This is a genomic window from Pontibacter akesuensis, assembly GCF_001611675.1.
Taxonomy (GTDB): Bacteria; Bacteroidota; Bacteroidia; order Cytophagales; family Hymenobacteraceae; genus Pontibacter; species Pontibacter akesuensis.
Map to the genome: position 1 here is coordinate 4095042 of NZ_CP014766.1, position 17523 is coordinate 4112564.

Below are 17523 nucleotides of genomic sequence, written 5' to 3' on the forward strand. Positions count from 1 at the left end.
CTGCAGGAGTTTTTCCATGCGTATCGATTTTAAGCTAAGTTCAAGACCAATCTGTTTCCGGAATGCCCTTTGAAGTTCATTACAGCTCAGACTTCTACAGAATTGAAGTGAATGTTGCGGATAATCTGCTGCGGTCGGAATGGCTGAGGGCCGTCAGTAAAGTTGAAATGGTAACCGGCGGCACGAAACTGATGGAGGCGCTGCAGGAAACTGTCGTTGAACTGGCTATTGCCGATGCAAGGGTTCTAACTGCGCTGACCTCGGAGACAAAAGAGTGGATGGCAACGAAGTTTTACGAACTGCTGTCGAAGACAAACTTGAAGAGGCTTGCGCGGATAACGCCAAGCGACCTGTTCTCCAAAATTGCCCTGGAGTCTGTTGCTACCCGGTCTGAGGCGTTGAATATCACCAAATTCAGCGTCATGAATTTTACAGATCCAGAGGAAGGCCTTCGCTGGCTCCTGTCTTAATCAAAAACACTTCTCTTGTTAAATCTCCTGCTACTCGCTTCCCGCAGGTAGCTTTTAGTTCGAAAATAAAATCCAACGTATAGTAACTTGTTACGAATATTTCGTATACTTACGAAGTAGTCGTAGATTGCTCTGTGCTGCCTTATCTAAAAGAAGCGGAGGGGTTAGCGAGGGAGTATTACCAGGTTATGCGTTTTAAACTTAATCTTATAATAAAAGAGTTATGATGAACAAAGAGAAATCAAACCCGCTGCAGAAACTTAGATTTCTGCTGTTAACGCCTGCCATTGCCGTTCTGGCACTCATTTCTACCACTGCCAGTGCCGAGGTAGCGCTTGAAGAAGAGTGCCTTAGCCAAAGTATGGCTACCGCTCCCCAGGATACCATCGCTAAAAAAGGAAGCGTGAGCATATCAGGAATGCCCCAGGACGGGGTGGTATACCTGGTGGACGGCGAACGTATGGACGCTGCTAAAATCAAATCCATCAACCCTGAAAGTATTCTTAAGATTGATGTGCTGAAAGGGGAGAAGGCGCAGATGCTGGTTACAGAAGATAATCTGGAAGGTGTAATAGCTATTTCTACCAAGGCTGGGCAGCATACGGCGGAGGCAAAGGAAATGCAGCGAAAAATTGAACATATTAATGCCGCAAATGTACCGGGTGCCACTTCCAAAACTGAAACTACAGCGCAATTACCTGCAAACGCCTTGTACATCCTCGATGGGAAGGAAATAAGCCGCGAAAAGGTGCAGGCGGTTAATCCAAACTCGATTGCAACTATAGAGGTGTTGAAGGATGAAACAGCTGTGCGGCAATATGGAGAGAAGGGAAGGAACGGTGTGATAAAAATCACCACAAAGAAGTAACAGCTTCCGGACTTACAAGTAAACAAGATGGCCTTCTCTGCTACGGAGAAGGCCATACTTGTTTTAGGATATAGTCTGTTAGTAGTTCTCCAATTGCGGCAGCAGCAGGATAGCCAGTTTGTCATTTCTTTGTTTCGCCTGCCTTGCCCAGTGCTTTGCCTGTTCTTTGTTGCCCATTGCCTCATACACCACCGCCAGGTTGTAGGCTGCCCGCGCCGCATCCTTTTTATGTTCGCCGTCTGCTATAGGCTGGAGCAGCGAAATAGCGGAAGCCCAGTCGCTGGTGGCCATTTTGAAAGCGGCATACTGCAGGTTTTTGGTGGAGTAGTAAGGGCGCACGTACGTGACAGTTTGGGGCGACAGGCGGCTCCAGTACCTCAACCCTGAATTCCATGCCAGCCCATTCACCTCTGGTCCCGCGTTTCCCATGGAGGGGCCAATAGCCAGCAGCCCACTCAGAACCGACCGCGATTGGTAAGGTGCCTCCTCCGAGAGGGTGATTTTGTCGAGTACGGTGCCGGTGCTGTCGTAGAGGGTCCAGTAGGATCTGGTAATCAGGGTATAATGCGCTGTCTTGGTTACGTCACCGTCCTCATCTTCCTCGCGCACCGTTTCCTGATCGAAAAAAGTGTTGAAATAGTCCATGGAGAGCAGCAGGTGGTGTGGGTGCTGCCTGTAAATTTCCTGCACCTGCCCAGCTGTCAATTGCTCTTGCTCCGCCTGTGCTCTGTAAGTGGAGGTGTCGCTGTGCACCAGCACAAAGGTTTCGTCCTTCATAATGGCGGCAACAGCCCCTCGAAAAGCCTCATTTGCACCATTGGCGAAAACGGCAATTTTCTTTTCCTGATTGAAGGTTAGCAGGGAAGGGTTGTACCTGTTCACGGCTACCACTTTCCACTGCGCGTTGGTAACGGCCACCTCGGGTGGCTTCACGGTGTTGATGTAGAGCTGTGAGGTGCAGCTAACCTGTACTAACGCAAGGATGCAGCACAGCAGGTAGGGGAGGTTCTTTTTCATAGGCTTACAGCTGAAGGATGCTGAAAGATGATTTTGGGTTGCATGAAAATATAAAAAAAGCCCCAGCTCTACAGCTGGGGCTCTCAATTATTTTTCCTTGTTCCGGATTAGTCTTTGATGGCACTAAAGTCAAAGTCCTCCAGGTACTTGGTGGTGAAGTTGCCTTCTTTAAAGCCCGGGTCATCCATCAGCTTCAGGTGAAATGGAACCGTCGTCTTGATTCCCTCAATCACAAACTCGCTAAGCGCGCGCTTCATTTTCACAAGGGCCTCTTCGCGTGTCTGCGCGCTCACAATCAGCTTGGCGATCATGGAGTCGTAGTTCGGCGGAATGGTATAGCCCGAGTACACGTGCGAATCGATGCGAACACCGTGGCCACCCGGCATGTGCAGCGTGGTGATCTTGCCTGGGCTTGGGCGGAAATTGTTTTTCGGGTCCTCGGCGTTAATGCGGCACTCGATGGCGTGCATTTTAGGATAGTAGTTTTTGCCTGTGATTTTCAGACCGGCTGCTACCTTTATCTGCTCCTTGATCAGGTCGTAATCAATAACTTCCTCCGTAATCGGGTGCTCCACCTGGATACGCGTGTTCATCTCCATAAAGTAGAAGTCACGGTTCTTGTCTACCAGGAACTCAATCGTACCCACACCTTCGTAGTTGATGGCAGAGGCACCGGCAATGGCAGCCTGCCCCATGCGCTCACGCAGGTCGTCGGTGATGAACGGGGAAGGGGTTTCCTCCACCAGCTTCTGGTGGCGGCGCTGGATAGAGCAGTCACGCTCGGAAAGGTGCGCTACCTGCCCGTGCTGGTCACCGATCAGCTGAATCTCGATATGGCGCGGCTCCACCACAAATTTCTCCAGGTAGATGCCGTCGTTGCCGAAAGCAGCTTTGGATTCGGTGCGGGCATCGTTCCAGGCTTTCTCAAACTCCGACTCGTTGTTCACGATGCGCATGCCGCGGCCACCGCCACCGGCTGTTGCTTTCAGAATGATAGGGTATTTGATCTTTTTGGCGATCTTCAATCCCTCCTCCACATTTTTCAAAAGCCCTTCGGAACCAGGAATGGTTGGTACGCCCGCCTTTTTCATGGTATCCTTGGCAGAGGCCTTGTCGCCCATCTGGTTGATCATCTCCGGAGAGGCACCGATGAACTTGATGCCGTTTTCGGCACAGATGCGGGAGAACTCAGCATTCTCCGACAAAAAGCCGTAGCCTGGGTGAATGGCATCGGCGTTGGTGATTTCCGCCGCCGCGATAATGTTCGGGATGTTCAGGTATGACTGCGCACTTGGGGGAGGGCCGATGCAAACGGCTTCGTCAGCAAAGCGGACGTGCAGGCTCTCTTTATCGGCAGTAGAGTATACGGCCACCGTCTTGATGCCCATCTCTTTACACGTGCGGATAATGCGCAGGGCAATCTCGCCACGGTTGGCGATCAGTATTTTTTTAAACATAGATTAGTTTTTGGAGATTTGAAGATTCGGAGATCTGTAATTTGCAAACAAGGAAAATGGAGACGTATCAGGCAACATCTCCATTTTCTCATTTATAAATTTTCAAATCAGGAGATTAGCTAGGATCTACCAGGAACAGGGGCTGGTCGTACTCCACCGGAGAGGCATTGTCCACCATCACCTTCACCACTTTGCCCGACACTTCAGACTCGATCTCGTTAAACAGCTTCATGGCTTCGATGATGCAGATAACCTGGCCTTTCTTCACCTCATCGCCTACGTTCAACAGAACGGGAGACTCTGGGCTGGCGGCGCGGTAGAAGGTACCGATCATCGGGGCCTTGATGGCTACGTAACGGCTCTCATCTGATGCCGCCGGGGCAGCCGGAGCTGCAGGTGCCGCCGAAGGAGCTGCCTGTGGAGCCGCAGCGGGAGCAGCAGGGGCAGGGGCCGCCTGATGCGAGGCGCCTGAGTCCTTTACGTACTTCACTTTCTGGTCCGGATCGCGCTTAACCGAGATCTTAAATTCTTCTGTTTCGATGTTAACTTTGTTCAAGCCAGATTTGGCGATAAAGTCAATGAGGTCCTGGATTTCTTTCGCTTTCATGTTTTATTTAACTCTTTCGGCGTATGAATACGTACGAGTGTCTACTTTGATTTTTTCGTCCTGGCCAATAAACAGCGGCACCTGAATAGTGGCTCCTGTTTCTACGATGGCTGGTTTGGATGCGTTCGTGGCCGTGTCGCCCTTCAGGCCCGGCTCTGTATAAGTAATAGTCAGTTCCACAAACGGCGGAATGTCGCAGGTTAGCGGCGACTCGGTTTCGGCGTGGAAAAGAATGGTTACTTCCTGGCCCTCTTTCATCAGGTCCGCAAACGGCACCATGGCATCTTCCAACGAAACCTGCTCAAAGGTGTTCAGGTCCATAAAGTGGTAGCCCATGTCATCTTTGTAGATGAACTGGTGCGGGCGCTGCTCCACGCGGGCAGTGGTGATTTTATGACCAGCCGAAAACGTGTTGTCAAGCACTTTGCCCGATCGAACATTCTTCAGCTTGGTTCTTACGAACGCTGGGCCCTTGCCCGGTTTTACGTGTTGAAATTCAGTTACAACATACAAATCGTTGTTATACTCAATTACAACACCGTTTTTAATATCAGCGGTGGTTGCCATACAGGTAAACTTGGTTGATCCTTAATAAGACGGTAAAACTATGTTTGTTTTTGCTGTCTTGCAAACCAAAGTTAGTCATTCTGCTCAAAATCTCGCTACAATATCCTGTGTTTCCTGCCTTTTCCGTTTGGTGTTGCACCATCTTATACTAAGTTGCGTGAAGCCCTGGTTCGGTAGCGGGCGAGGACTGGAAGTAACCCGGCAGCAAACGAAGTATGCGTGGCTAATTTAAATTTGAGCCCGCAGCGGTATCAGAAATAGTGTGAATTGAGTTGGGCAAGTATAGGCAGTGCAAGTATAAATCTGGCTGCCGGCGCTGTAACTTTGCATCCCGCACCCTGTCTCCCAAAATCAAGTATACCTGTAGATGACACAGCCAGACCTAACCAGCATTAAAGCGCTGCTCGATGATCGGGTGGAGAAGTATAACCAGCCCGATTTCATTCCGAACGACCCGGTTTCCATACCCCACCGCTTCACCAAAAAGCAGGACATTGAGATCAGTGGGTTCTTTGCGGCCATACTTGCCTGGGGGCAGCGTAAAACCATCATCAACAACTGCCTTAAGCTGATGGACCTGATGGACAATGCCCCGCATGAGTTTATACTTTACCACCAGGAGCAGGACCTGACACGGTTCCTGGGCTTCAAGCACCGCACGTTTAACGATACGGATTTGCTGTACCTGCTGCACTTCTTCCGGTGGTACTACAGCCAGTATGATAGCCTGGAAACTGCTTTTACAGGCAACCAGCTTAAGTTGCAGACGCAGCAGGCCCGGCTGGAGCACTTCCACAACCTGGTGTTTAGCCTGGAAGATGCCCCGCAGCGCACCCGTAAGCACGTGGCCACGCCCGCCCGCAAATCCGCCTGTAAGCGCCTGAACATGTACCTGCGCTGGATGGTGCGGCAAGACAAGGGCGGCGTGGATTTCGGTATCTGGGAGCAGATGCCCATGAGAGACCTGATTTGCCCCTGCGATGTGCACGTGGAGCGGGTGGCCCGGCGGCTGGGCCTGATTACCCGCACAGGCATGGACTGGCTGACGGCGGAGGAGTTGACGGCACACCTGCGCGTGTTTGACCCGGCCGATCCGGTGAAGTATGATTATGCCTTGTTTGGGCTGGGGGTGGAGGAGAAATTCTAAAGATTTAACGGAAAATCATTCTGCAGATATCCCAAGTTAAGGCCGCTCCTGCATGAAACGTGAATTGCCTGTTGCTACATAGGTTAAAGGTTTTGCCGTTTTTGTGCCCTACTGGCTGTTAGGTGGCAAAACGCCGGGATTTATACGTGCGGTTTAAACTTTGTAAGGCGGGTTGATTTATGATAATTCCGCGAGTTGTAATGTGCTGATAATCCTATTTAATGCCGTTTTACGTGTGTCTTGACATAAGTGTCTGCTTTTAAAACCGGTGCTGTTTTTGTACTTTTGCACCCGATTTAATAATTTATACTTCGCGGTGCCTTTTCATGGGCCCTCTGAAATTCAATTAAAACAACAAGCATGCACACCAACAACGTAGCTATCCTCGGAACCGGAAATCTCGGAAAATCTATTGCGGAAGGGCTCCTGAGCAATGGTCAGTACAAGCCGGAAAACATTTATGTGACCAGGAGAAACACGAAATCCATACAACACCTCAAAGACAAAGGACTGCAGGTTAGCAGCGACAATACCTTCGCCGTTAAAAATTGCCGTTACATTATGCTGTGCGTGCAGCCGGCGCACCTTGAAAACGTTCTGAAGGAAATAAAGCCTTACCTGGACCCGGAGAAGCACGTGCTCCTAAGCGTTATAGCCGGCATCAGCATAGACAACATCAGGGACATCGTGGGCGATTTTCCGATTGTGCGCAGTATGCCCAACACCGCCATTGCCGTGCAGCAGTCCATGACGTGCTTGGCCTTTAATGCGAAGGCCGCGCATGTGGAGGCGGACGTGAAAGAGATCTTTAACTGCCTTGGCGAAACCCTTGTGATAGAGGAGGAGCTGATGGCCGGCGCAACCGTGCTTTGCTCCAGCGGCATTGCCTTTAACATGCGCTTTATCCGTGCCGTAACCCAGGGCGGTATTCAGCTGGGGTTAGATGCCGACGACGCCCAGAAGATTGCCGTGCAGGTAAGCAAAGGCGCCTCCACCTTACTAACGATAAACAAATCGCACCCTGAGCAGGAGATTGATAAGGTAACCACACCTGAGGGATGCACCATTACGGGTCTGAACGAAATGGAGCACCAGGGCCTGAGCTCGGCTGTAATCAAAGGCTTGGTTGGCTCCTACAAAAGAATCCTGGACCTGAAAGAGCAGCGCGAAAAAGAAAGTATGTAGACTCTCATGACCAAGTTTTATAGTGCGAGGCAGATAAGTTCGTTTACGCCTTAGAAACCAGCGCATCCTAAACAGCAAGAGCCGCTATACGTATAGCGGCTCTTGCTGTTTATCTGATTATCTAGCTCGATTTACGCATCCCACCAGAGCGGATCGGCCAGGTTGGATACATCGGGAGTATTGGGATTTTTCGAAGCTTCTCCGCTAGGATATGCCACTCTACGAATAAAGTTGCTTAAATCTGCGTTTGCAGGCAGCGTGAAGCCGGCATACTGGTAGTCGAAGCGACGGGCGTCGTTCCAGGCCTCAGGGTTTAAGTACGTTACTACATACTTTTCACGGAAGATATCTGCGAGGGTAAGGTTTTGGGCGCCTACTGCCACTAGGGAGCTATTCAGGTACTCATTCGCCTCTGCAGCACTCACTTCATACAGCTCCATACTTGCCCTGATGCCTTCCAGGTATGCGTCGTACGCCCGTTGACTTTGTCCTGCACGCAGGGCTGCCTCTGCCTCAATCAGTTTAACCTCTGGGTACGACACTATGATAAGTGGCGAGTCCTCACCGGTTAAGGGGGAGCCCAGGAAAATGTAAGATTCATCCTTTACGGTGCTGCTGGCAGGGCCAACGTTTCCGGTGCCGTTTGGTGTACCCACATATGTACCTGTTCGAGTTGTGTCAGCGATCTGCTCCAGGCGTGGGTCCACTATGCCATTACTGGTGCCGTTGAGGTGCTGAATCAGCTGTTCTGATAGCCATCCTCCGAGTAACTGGTCCGCATTGTCAATGGCAGTCTGTGCCCAGGGGTTTCGCTCCGTAAACACACCCATGGTTGCGTTGTCGGCATTGGAGGTATAGGAGTTTTCAACGGCAGTAAGCACCGCCTGCGGATCATAGGCTGCGGTTCCGCTCAACTTGTTCAGCTGTCTTGCCTTCAGGGCATATGCCGTCTTAATCCACTTCTCCTTGCTTCCCCCATGGATCAGGTCACTCTGTGTGTCCAGCTCAAAAGAAGACTCGGTTGAAGACAACGCTGCAATGGCCTCATCCAGCAGCACTAACGTCTCGTCGTATAGGCTAGACGCATTATCGAAACGGGGCGTTAAGGTGGTGTTTACAAAAGCCTCAGAGTATGGGGCATCTCCCCACAGGTCGGTTACCAGCGACAGGTGGTAGGCCATGAGCACATTCGCCACACCTACGTAGGAAGCGGCTCCCTGTTCCATAGCCTCCTGCTTCATATCATAAATATCGGCCATGGCCAGGTACAGCGCGTCCCAGGTGCTGGTGTAGTCCGTAACCTGGTAGGTGTCGGTGGATCCGCCGGCGACGGGACTGGCCAGGTATTGTACGAAATAGGAGGTAATATTAGCCACACGGTAGCTGTTCAGTGCCGTTTTGTGGGTGGTGGTGGAGAGCATGGTGCTTAGGGGCGGGTTGTTTACCAGGTTGGGGTTATCCTCCAGGTCAAAGTAATCCTCGCAGCCTTGCAGTGTGCTTACAGCCCCAACTAGCATTAGGGCAAACATATATCTAAAGATCTTTTTCATACGGCTGTTATTTAGAATCCAACATTAAGCGTGAAGAGGTAACTTCGGACGGCGGGATATGTGAAGCCGGAGAAACCATCCACGTTGCTTCCGCTTGGGCTGAAGCTGGTTTCTGGGTCGAAGCCCTTGTAATCGGTGTGGAGCCATACGTTATTGCCCGTAAGCGAAACTGAGGCGTTCCGGATAAAGATGCTCTCGAACCAGTTCTGCGGGAGGCTGTAGTTCAGCGTGAGGGAGCGCAGGCGAACCCAGGAGGCATCCTCCACAAAATTCTCTGACACGCCACGGTAGAAGTTGCGGTAGTAGCCGTTCGTGTAATTTACGCCGTCAGGCCCAACGCCCTGGCCCAGCCATACTTCCTTTGTGTTCGGTGTGCCGTCTGCCAGCACACCTTCAAACACCATTGTCTGGTTTCGGTTTTCGGTATACTCGGCTATGCCAAAGGCGGCAAAGAAGTTATCCATCTGGTTATACTTTTCAAGCCCCATGCGCGCATCCAGCAGGGCCGTCAGGCTAAGGTTTTTGTAGGTAAAGGTGTTGGTGAAGCCGCCGATCCAGTCGGGCTGAGAGTTACCTAATATCTTTTGGCTGGAGAGTGGCGCCCGCACCGGGAAGCCGTTCGCACCAATCAGAATAGGACGCGACTCATCTATGAAAAGCGGGTCTTCCTCTTCGCCTGGCCCGTAGTAGCGTTGCCAGTGGGAACCGTAAATATTGCCGTACGGCTGTCCCTCAATCAGCCTCAGGCTTACCGTAGATCCTACATAACCAAACTGGGAAGCATACACAATCTCATCTAACCCTTCCCGTATTTTAAGAATTTTGTTACGGTTGGCAGAGAACACCAGTTTGGTGTCCCAGGTGAAGTTGTTGGTGCGAACCGGCACGGCGTTCAGCACCAACTCCACGCCTTTGTTGCGCATTTCGCCAGCGTTGATGGCAGACCGGATATAACCAGTGGAGTTCGCCACGTTAATGTTCAGGATCTGATCTTTACTAAGGGAGTAGTAGTAGGTAAAATCAAATCCAACACGGTCGTTCAAGAACGACATCTCCAATCCGGCCTCAAAGGTATTGGTGAACTCAGGCTTGAGTTCCGGGTTACCCAGGAGTGCTGCCCTTGTTACACCCGTATAGCCTGTTGGTAAACTTGTGTAAGGTGCAGAGCCAGAGGAGGTAGAGTAGGGTAGTGCATCCTTGCCCATCTGGGCGTAGGAGAAGCGCAGCTTGCTTTGGTTGATAAAATCAGGAAGCTCCAGGTGCTCGGAGAAGAGGTAGCTTATACTTGCCGAAGGATAAAAGAAAGACCTGTTATTGCTTGCCAGGGTGGAGGTGATGTCGTTGCGGCCGGTCAATGTCAGGAATAGGAAGTCCTTATAGTCCAGAGAGGCCTCTGCAAATATACCCATCAGGCGGTAATCAATTTGTTGTTCGTCTGTAGACAGGAAACGTGCGTTAGACAGTCTGAAGTAATCGTATACGGCTAATTCATTACCCAACACCCCAAAGCTCTTCGACTGACGGTCGTACAGGTCGTGGCCTACACGCAAGGTTCCGGAGAAGTTCTCACCGAAGTCAGAATTCAGGGTGGCGATAAAGGTAGAATTTATAGCTCTGAACCGGGTAGTATATTCATGGATAAAGCCCCGGCCGTTATCATCCAGCACTTGCTCATCCGGCACACCCTGAGGACCTGGAGCGGTGCGGGTGCGATCGTCGCTGTAGGTATCCAGGCCAATGCGGTAGGTAAAGTTCAGCCAGTTGGTAGGTTCGTAACCAAACGTAAGCCCGCCGATAAAGCGGTTTACTTCATCCTCCATCCTGTTGGTCGCCGCTGCATAGATGGGGTTGTCGTTGCCGTAGGTTTTCATGGTGCCGTCCGGCTTTCGGAAATCCCGCACATCCCAGCGCGGTGACCAGTAGCTGAGCATCTCGTTGAAGCGGTCCGCGTTGTAGCGGTCGCCTCCGGAGTTCACGTAGTTGAAATTACCTCCGACTTTTATCTTATCGCTGATATTGGCATTAGCATTTAATCGCGCCGATACGTTCTGGTAATTTGTGAACGGGAGCACTCCTTCGTGGTACAGGTGCGAAATGGAGGAAAAAAAGCTAAGTGCCTCGCTACCGCCTGAAAAGGAGAGTGTATTGCGGATCTGGTGCCCTCGCTCGTAGGCATCCTCAAAGTGGTTGTATATACTTTCCGGGTGCGTGGGGTCTAGTTGTCTTGCCTCCTCCGCGGTAGGGCCCCAGGACGGCCAGAAGCTCTCAGGGTCGTATACGCCGGAGTATCCCTGGGTATAGGTGTCCTGTATTTTCGGAAACTTATTTACCTCCTCTATACCGGCTGTGGACGTGAAGTTTACCCGCATCTCGCCCTGCCGCCCCGATTTTGTGGTGATAACTACCACGCCGTTGGCGCCTTGCAGGCCATAGAGCGCAGTGGCGGCACCTCCGCGCAGGATGTTTATGCTCTCAATGTCATTCGGGTTCAGGTCGGCCAGGCGGTTACTCATGCCTCTTAGCTCAGCGCCCTGGCCAAAGGTGGAGGTGGAGTTATCCATCAGGATACCATCGATAACGAAGAGCGGTTGATTTGGCCGGCTGGGGTCGATGGAGTTAATGCCCCGTATCTGGATGCTGGCACCCTGACCCGGTGCGCCGCCGGTACTGGAGATGGTTACACCCGCCACTTTGCCCTGCATGGCGTTCAGCACGTTCGGTTGTCGGTTTTGCACCAGCTCCTCTGTTTGTACTTCTTGGGCGGCGTAGCCAAGCGCCTTCTTCTCGCGTGTGATACCGAGTGCCGTGACCACTACCTCGCTTAGCTGCTTGGTGTCTGTGCTTAGGGACACATTTATCACGTTCTGGTTGCCCACCGTCACCTCGCGGGTTTCATAGCCCAGGAACCTGAACTGCAGTACGGCATTCTCGCCCGGTACGCTTAGCTCATAGTTTCCTTCAGCATTTGTGGCAGTGCCGGTGGTGGTTCCTTTTACGGTTACGCTCACGCCGGGCAATGGTGTACCCGTATCAGCCCCCGTAACCTGGCCACGTACGATGTTATTCTGGGCCATGGCAGGCATCCAGCAACACATCAGCAGCAAAACAAGTAGGGTAAAACTGTTTTTCATAGTATATATGCTTTAAGTGAATAGGAAATGCGGGCTTGCCGGTACCACTGAGCTTGATAGGCAGAAACAGAGTACCGGCTTATTGATGATAAGGTATCAGCCACTAAAGACTGTTAAGTTGGGTAGCAAAAAGTATAAGTGTTGCATTTGGGAGAGTAAGTAAATGCGTATCAGATGAGTTTCATTTATACTTGCAATAGTTATACGGCGCTTGTGATTAAATGGCAAAATAAAGTTGCTTTAATATTAGTATATTTAGGGGTATGCCAGTAAACAATCACTTGCCGTAGCTTGCTTTATGAGAAAGTCCCTGCCATTGTGCCTCCTGCTAATCTATAGTTTCATGTTATGCGCTGAGACTGCTGTAGCACAAAGATTCCCGCTGGAGTCAGTAATGAGTTACCCTTTTCCGGCTGAGCTGACAGCTGCAGCAGCGGGTACCCACCTTGCCTGGACGCTCAACGAGCAGGGCAAGCGCAATGTGTACGTGGCTGAAGGACCAGATTTTAAGCCCCGTCGTCTAACCAATTACATGCAGGACGAGGGGCAGGAGATTACTAGCCTGTCTTTGTCTGCCGATGGAAAGTGGGCCGTGTATGTAAGGGGCGGAGAGCATGGCTCTATCTGGAGCGAAAACGAAACAGTTAACCCTGCCGCCAGCCCGCTGCCTCCCAAAGTGGAAGTATGGAGCATGCCGCTTGCGGGCGGGGAACCCATCGCGATAGGTGCGGGAGGGGAGCCGGTGATTTCGCCAAATAACAGGGAACTGGCCTTTATCCGGAATGGACAAGTATGGCTGGCCCCGCTGGATGGTACATCGCCCGCAAAGCCCTTGTTTGTTACCCGTGGTACTGTGGGCTCACTCGAGTGGTCGCCAGACGGAACGCAGCTAGCTTTTGTCGCTAACCGTGGCAACCGCGCCTTCGTTGGCGTCTATACGAATCCAGAAACTCCTATCACCTGGGTTGCGCCAGCCTTCGCCCGCGACCGTTCGCCCTGCTGGTCGCCGGAGGGCAAGCGCCTGGTTTTTGTGCGCACAGCGGGTTTGGGTGGCGCTCCGCAGCCATTCCTGGAGCGGCGGCACCAGCCCTGGAGCATCTGGACAGCCGATGTGGCAACCGGAAAAGCTACGCAAGTATGGAAAGCCCCCGAAACACTGCCCGGCTCTGTGCCCAACACCAACGGCGGCTTTAACCTGCATTGGGCCGCAGGAGACCGTCTTGTGTTTGTGTCTTACCAAGACGGCTGGCCGCACCTGTACGCATTGCCTGCAACCGGCGGAAAGCCGTTACTGCTAACTCCCGGAGCGTTTATGGTGGAGCATGTCAGGCTGAGCCCTGATAAAAAGTGGCTGGTGTTTAGCACGAACACCGGCCCTGACAAGTATGATATCGACCGCAGGCATGTTGCGCGCGTGCCTGTAGATAAAGCTGCGATGGAGGTACTGACGCCCGGTGATGGGTTGGAAAGTATGCCTGTGCTGACCGGTGACGGCAAAACACTAGCCATGCTCAGCGCCACGGCTCAGCAGCCGCCGGTGCCTGCCGTAATGCCTTTCAAGCCAAAGGCAAAGGTGCAGCTGATTGGCAAAGAATTTATACCTGCTGCTTTCCCGCAGAAGTTACTGGTGCAACCAAAACAGGTTGTTTTCAAGTCGGAAGATGGGCTTACCCTACACGGGCAGCTTTTCGAGCCCAAGGGTGGCCCCTCCAAAAAGCCGGCTATCGTGTACATTCATGGCGGGCCGTCGCGGCAGATGCTGCTGGGCTGGCATTATTCCGACTATTATAACAATGTATATGCCATGAACCAGTACCTCACCAGCCTGGGCTTTGTGGTGCTGTCGGTGAACTACAGGTTGGGCATAGGCTATGGCTATGATTTTCAGCACCCCTACAGCGCCGGCGATAGAGGAGCCTCTGAGTATAAGGATATACGGGCCGCCGGCAAGTGGCTGGCCCGGCAGCCACAGGTGGATGCCAGCCGCATTGGCGTGTACGGTGGCTCTTACGGCGGCTACCTCACCGGCCTTGCCCTCGGCCGCGATTCAGAGCTGTTTGCCGCTGGCGTGAACATACACGGCATGAGCGACCTCACTGCCGAGAGCGTTCAACAGTTGCTCTACCCGAACCGCTACGAAAAGGCCCCCGATGCAGAAGAAGCCGTCAAAATTATGTGGGAATCATCTCCGGCCGCTTCTGTTGCCACCTGGTTCTCGCCCGTGCTAATCATACACGCCGACGATGACCGTAACGTGGACTTCAGCGACAGCATGGACCTGGTACGGCGCCTGGAGGCCAAAGGGGCACCTTACGAAACGCTGGTAATTGTAGATGATACCCATCACTGGATGAAGTATAGCAATGCCTTGAAAGTTAACGCGGCGACAGCTGACTTCTTCAGGCGAATGCTGCTGGGGGAGGTGAAGTAGCGTGCGAAGTTATAGGCTTGATAGGTTGTTCTGCCTAGAGTTGTTTGTTTTCCTGCGGTAACTAAATTGGCTACTGTAGCCGCTCCTTAATGCCCGGAGGTCCTAGCAATACCCTCCTTAGCTGCAGGAAGAACATAAAAGCCGCCTGCAGTTATACTGCAGGCGGCTTTTATGTTAAGGTATATTCAAGTGTAAATCGCTTCTACAAACTGTCTATACTTTCTCATCTACCAATCCGAAAATAGGGGTGTTCTCACGCCGAGCATGTTCAGGTAAAAGCTGTAGGTGCTTCAACTATTGGTGAAGTATAAAAGTAATGCTTAGCTTTCTTTTCGGGGCGGGATGGAGTAAGTGCCCACAGCATGTGCCACCGGTTCTTCCCTGCCTTCCGAGTAAATGGTGACTTCGCCGACAACCAGCTTTTTGCCCAGCTTCATCAGGGTGCACTTGCCGATAATGTCGTGGGTAGCCGAAGGCTTGCGCAGGAAGTTAATGTTTAGGTTCGTGGTGACGGTAAGAGCCTCCAATCCGATCTCCCCAAGTATGGCAACATATAAGGCGACATCCGCCACGGCCATCATCACAGGGCCAGATACGGTTCCGCCGGGCCGCAACTCGGCGGTGCCAATCTTGTGCCGAACCGTTGCCGCCTTGCCACCAACCGCCTCCACTGTCACCTTCGTCTGCGGAAACTCCCTGACCAGGAAAGCAGCTATGTCGTCTTTTAAACGCATACTCTCTGTCAGTTCATTAGTTAAAGTAACGAGGAGCTAGCATGTCTGATGTGCTCATGTACTCGAAAGGGTTTTTTTCGCTCCAACCAATGTAGTCTATCGTTAGCTTTTGCTTGGAGTTAATATAGAAGCGGAATTCCCATATTAGTTTGCTGCCCTCATGGTAGCTAATGTACGTATGCCTGAAATACCGATCACTGCCTGGCAGGTATGCCTCCTCAATCAAATCGTACCCATCTAAACTTCCATAAACACCTTCCGGAGGACTTACACTTATGATCTGCATCTTACTGAGATAATCGTTTTTGTTCTTGATTTTGGTAGCGGCATCCCAGGTTTTGCCGATGCTTTCTACCATAAAATCAGCCACTTTCTCATGCCTGTTGTTCTTTAGATCGGTGAAAATAGTGTTCACTATCGTTTTGGCTTCCTGAATTTTAGCAGCATTTGGCTTTTTTGAGAAGTCGGTCGTTTGGCTAAAGGAGGTGCAGAAAGCTGTCAGGAGCAACAGCACAGTGAGTAAAGTTGATTTCATACAGTTATTAGAATAGATTTTAAATGGTTAAAAATTAATAAAGTGGATACCTGGCTTTGATGTGAAGCTGTCGCTTTTACTTATAGAACCAGCTGCGCATACAGCTTTTCAAGTGTTTCCTGCGGATCCAGGCAAAGGCCGGGGTGCACGGGGGAGGTTTGCACCACCGTGCTGCGGGTGGCGGTAAGCCAGCGGAAACGCGAGGCAACAGGCAGTCCGCCAATGGTGCCGCCATTCTTTCGGCCTGCGCAGATGCGCTCAAAGGCACCAAGCCGCTCCTGTAGTTCCTCCATGTCCACCTTGTCCGAAAAGGAGCACAGCCGCTGCGCGTTCAGCGCATACAGCGTTTTCAAAAAGCCCTTGGCGGAGCAGTACAGAATAACGCCGACGTTGATGAACTCTTCCCGCTCCACGCTCGGCACCACGCGAATAACGGCGTACTCAAATAAGTGCTTTTCTGGCATGTTGGGCTTCTTTGATAAATGTTTCTGTACGCGTGAGGCGGGCTTCGAGAAATTTGCTGTATACTTCCCGGTGCTCTTCCACAGCCTCAAAGGGCGAGTCGATGGTTTGCAGCCACTCCTCCGGAATCAGCGCAACGATGGCGCGAATGCGTTCCGGGGTAAGGATGCTGCGGAACTCCGCGTCTACGGCTTCAAGCTCGGTGGCCTGGGGCAGCAGCACGTGGTCTTTTACCTGCACAAAAGGCCGCTTGGCCTGCTCCTCCCAGTTGTAGCCGGCGTGGTGAAAGTATAGCGCCGCACCGTGATCGATCAGCCAGAGCTCTTTGTGCCACATCAGCATGTTCGTGTTGCGGGGCGTGCGGTCTACGTTGGTTACCAGGCAATCAAGCCAAACGATCTGGGAGGCAAGCTTTGCATCCACCGTTGTTACCAGCGCATCGAAGGTAATGGCGCCGGAAAGGTAGTGGAGCGCCAGATTCAGGCCCTCGCTGGCGCGCAGCAGGTCCTGGATTTCCTCGTCGGGCTCGGTGCGGCCAAAGGCTTCATCCAGCGTGGCAAACACCAGTTCGGGTACTTTAAAGCCGAGCGTGCGGGCAATCTCGCCGGCAATTAGCTCGGCTATCAATGCTTTGATGCCCTGGCCCGCGCCCCGGAATTTGAGTACGTACAGGAACTCGTCGTCTGCCTCCACAAGGGCGGGCAAAGAGCCTCCCTCGCGGAGGGGTGTCACGTAGCGCGTCACCTCCACGGTTCTAAGTTCTGGTGGGGTATAGGTCATAGGTTTAATTCAGTTATGGCAAAAAAGCAGCGATTGGTGTCAGTCCATATCTATTGTGGGACGCCCAGCACTTTTTGCATGCAGATGCTGCTTTCCACACCCGCATATTGCCCGTAATTTGGGATGGAAGTATAGCCGCTTTTCTGATAAAGCCTGACCGCTTCCGGCATTTTCCTGCCTGTTTCCAGTATGCAGGAGGTATAGCCTAACTCCGCAGCCCATTTCTCCAATTCCTGCAACACAAGTATGGCAATGCCCTGCCCGCGATGCTGCTCCTGCACAAACATACGTTTTACTTCCATTGTGCCTGGTGCGTATTCCTTGATTGCGCCACAACCCACAGGAACATCCGCTTTATAAACCACTAGCACGTGGTGGATTTTATCGAGCTTGTTGTACTGGGCGAAAAAAGAGTGGTCTTCCCCGTCTTTTTGCTGCAGGTACCGATCCAACAGGGCAACAAGGCTGTGAAAATCCTTGTTACCGGAGTCGGTTCTGATGATGTTGATCATCTGTATGCCATTTATGAGCTTTTATACTTGTAAAGGCAAGTATAAAAGCCAGTGTTGTAGATCGCTTACG

The 17523-nt window shown here is 51.9% G+C and carries 16 protein-coding genes; 5 read left to right on the forward strand and 11 right to left on the reverse strand.

Features of this window, described 5'->3' with window-relative positions:
• The first annotated feature begins 62 nt into the window (after positions 1-62).
• On the forward strand, positions 63-470 hold the full coding sequence (locus A0W33_RS17325) for a hypothetical protein (protein ID WP_068839348.1): 408 nt from the start codon (positions 63-65) through the stop codon (positions 468-470).
• 223 nt (positions 471-693) lie between these two features.
• Positions 694-1338 (forward strand): TonB-dependent receptor plug domain-containing protein, encoded by a 645-nt coding sequence (locus A0W33_RS17330; RefSeq protein WP_068839349.1) that lies wholly within the window; start codon positions 694-696, stop codon positions 1336-1338.
• A gap of 78 nt (positions 1339-1416) precedes the next feature.
• On the opposite strand, the gene A0W33_RS17335 is transcribed toward A0W33_RS17330, so the two are convergent.
• From A0W33_RS17335 to efp, 4 genes are all read right to left on the reverse strand, one after another.
• Positions 1417-2355, reverse strand: a complete 939-nt coding sequence (locus tag A0W33_RS17335; protein ID WP_068839350.1) for a DUF6340 family protein — start codon at positions 2353-2355, stop codon at positions 1417-1419.
• A gap of 107 nt (positions 2356-2462) precedes the next feature.
• Entirely contained in the window at positions 2463-3812 is a 1350-nt protein-coding gene (gene accC, locus A0W33_RS17340) for an acetyl-CoA carboxylase biotin carboxylase subunit (protein WP_068839351.1), read from the reverse strand.
• Between the two features lie 115 nt (positions 3813-3927).
• Positions 3928-4419 carry an acetyl-CoA carboxylase biotin carboxyl carrier protein gene (accB, locus tag A0W33_RS17345; RefSeq protein ID WP_068839352.1) on the reverse strand — a complete coding sequence of 164 codons (492 nt, stop codon included), beginning with the start codon at positions 4417-4419 and terminating at the stop codon, positions 3928-3930.
• 3 nt (positions 4420-4422) lie between these two features.
• Positions 4423-4986 carry an elongation factor P gene (gene efp, locus A0W33_RS17350; protein WP_068839353.1) on the reverse strand — a complete coding sequence of 188 codons (564 nt, stop codon included), beginning with the start codon at positions 4984-4986 and terminating at the stop codon, positions 4423-4425.
• Between the two features lie 367 nt (positions 4987-5353).
• On the opposite strand from efp, the gene A0W33_RS17355 reads away from it, so the two are divergent.
• A complete protein-coding gene (locus A0W33_RS17355) occupies positions 5354-6133 on the forward strand; it encodes a TIGR02757 family protein (protein ID WP_068839354.1) in 780 nt (259 codons plus the stop codon).
• Positions 6134-6493: 360 nt separating this feature from the next.
• Positions 6494-7318 (forward strand): pyrroline-5-carboxylate reductase, encoded by an 825-nt coding sequence (proC, locus tag A0W33_RS17360; RefSeq protein WP_068839355.1) that lies wholly within the window; start codon positions 6494-6496, stop codon positions 7316-7318.
• 131 nt (positions 7319-7449) lie between these two features.
• Here proC and A0W33_RS17365 read toward each other — a convergent pair whose 3' ends face one another.
• Both A0W33_RS17365 and A0W33_RS17370 read right to left on the reverse strand, forming a co-directional pair.
• Positions 7450-8868 (reverse strand): SusD/RagB family nutrient-binding outer membrane lipoprotein, encoded by a 1419-nt coding sequence (locus A0W33_RS17365; RefSeq protein WP_068839356.1) that lies wholly within the window; start codon positions 8866-8868, stop codon positions 7450-7452.
• An 11-nt stretch (positions 8869-8879) separates the two neighbouring features.
• A complete protein-coding gene (locus tag A0W33_RS17370) occupies positions 8880-11999 on the reverse strand; it encodes a SusC/RagA family TonB-linked outer membrane protein (protein ID WP_068839357.1) in 3120 nt (1039 codons plus the stop codon).
• Between the two features lie 394 nt (positions 12000-12393).
• On the opposite strand from A0W33_RS17370, the gene A0W33_RS17375 reads away from it, so the two are divergent.
• Positions 12394-14430, forward strand: a complete 2037-nt coding sequence (locus tag A0W33_RS17375) for a S9 family peptidase (RefSeq protein WP_308428458.1) — start codon at positions 12394-12396, stop codon at positions 14428-14430.
• 320 nt (positions 14431-14750) lie between these two features.
• Here the strand turns inward: A0W33_RS17375 and A0W33_RS17380 are convergent, their stop codons facing one another.
• The 5 genes from A0W33_RS17380 to A0W33_RS17400 form a co-directional block, all read right to left on the reverse strand.
• A complete protein-coding gene (locus A0W33_RS17380) occupies positions 14751-15164 on the reverse strand; it encodes a PaaI family thioesterase (RefSeq protein ID WP_068839361.1) in 414 nt (137 codons plus the stop codon).
• Positions 15165-15180: 16 nt separating this feature from the next.
• Complete coding sequence (locus tag A0W33_RS17385) at positions 15181-15699, reverse strand: hypothetical protein (RefSeq protein ID WP_068839364.1); 519 nt, start codon at positions 15697-15699, stop codon at positions 15181-15183.
• A gap of 80 nt (positions 15700-15779) precedes the next feature.
• Positions 15780-16163, reverse strand: coding sequence for a DUF3037 domain-containing protein (locus A0W33_RS17390; protein WP_068839366.1), 384 nt, complete (start codon positions 16161-16163; stop codon positions 15780-15782).
• Positions 16141-16941, reverse strand: coding sequence for a HipA family kinase (locus A0W33_RS17395; protein WP_068839368.1), 801 nt, complete (start codon positions 16939-16941; stop codon positions 16141-16143). Before A0W33_RS17395 ends, A0W33_RS17390 begins: the two co-directional genes overlap by 23 nt.
• Positions 16942-16991: 50 nt before the next feature.
• Positions 16992-17453, reverse strand: a complete 462-nt coding sequence (locus A0W33_RS17400; protein WP_068839370.1) for a GNAT family N-acetyltransferase — start codon at positions 17451-17453, stop codon at positions 16992-16994.
• Positions 17454-17523 lie beyond the last annotated feature (70 nt).

Coding starts and splice junctions, on each gene's coding strand:
- A0W33_RS17380 (WP_068839361.1), bottom strand. CDS start 15,164: ATGCGTTTAAAAGACGACATAGCTGCTTTCCTGGTCAGGGAGTTTCCG.
- A0W33_RS17330 (WP_068839349.1), top strand. CDS start 694: ATGATGAACAAAGAGAAATCAAACCCGCTGCAGAAACTTAGATTTCTG.
- A0W33_RS17390 (WP_068839366.1), bottom strand. CDS start 16,163: ATGCCAGAAAAGCACTTATTTGAGTACGCCGTTATTCGCGTGGTGCCG.
- accB (WP_068839352.1), bottom strand. CDS start 4,419: ATGAAAGCGAAAGAAATCCAGGACCTCATTGACTTTATCGCCAAATCT.
- A0W33_RS17355 (WP_068839354.1), top strand. CDS start 5,354: ATGACACAGCCAGACCTAACCAGCATTAAAGCGCTGCTCGATGATCGG.
- accC (WP_068839351.1), bottom strand. CDS start 3,812: ATGTTTAAAAAAATACTGATCGCCAACCGTGGCGAGATTGCCCTGCGC.
- A0W33_RS17385 (WP_068839364.1), bottom strand. CDS start 15,699: ATGAAATCAACTTTACTCACTGTGCTGTTGCTCCTGACAGCTTTCTGC.
- A0W33_RS17325 (WP_068839348.1), top strand. CDS start 63: ATGCCCTTTGAAGTTCATTACAGCTCAGACTTCTACAGAATTGAAGTG.
- efp (WP_068839353.1), bottom strand. CDS start 4,986: ATGGCAACCACCGCTGATATTAAAAACGGTGTTGTAATTGAGTATAAC.
- A0W33_RS17365 (WP_068839356.1), bottom strand. CDS start 8,868: ATGAAAAAGATCTTTAGATATATGTTTGCCCTAATGCTAGTTGGGGCT.
- A0W33_RS17335 (WP_068839350.1), bottom strand. CDS start 2,355: ATGAAAAAGAACCTCCCCTACCTGCTGTGCTGCATCCTTGCGTTAGTA.
- proC (WP_068839355.1), top strand. CDS start 6,494: ATGCACACCAACAACGTAGCTATCCTCGGAACCGGAAATCTCGGAAAA.
- A0W33_RS17375 (WP_308428458.1), top strand. CDS start 12,394: ATGAGTTACCCTTTTCCGGCTGAGCTGACAGCTGCAGCAGCGGGTACC.
- A0W33_RS17400 (WP_068839370.1), bottom strand. CDS start 17,453: ATGATCAACATCATCAGAACCGACTCCGGTAACAAGGATTTTCACAGC.
- A0W33_RS17370 (WP_068839357.1), bottom strand. CDS start 11,999: ATGAAAAACAGTTTTACCCTACTTGTTTTGCTGCTGATGTGTTGCTGG.
- A0W33_RS17395 (WP_068839368.1), bottom strand. CDS start 16,941: ATGACCTATACCCCACCAGAACTTAGAACCGTGGAGGTGACGCGCTAC.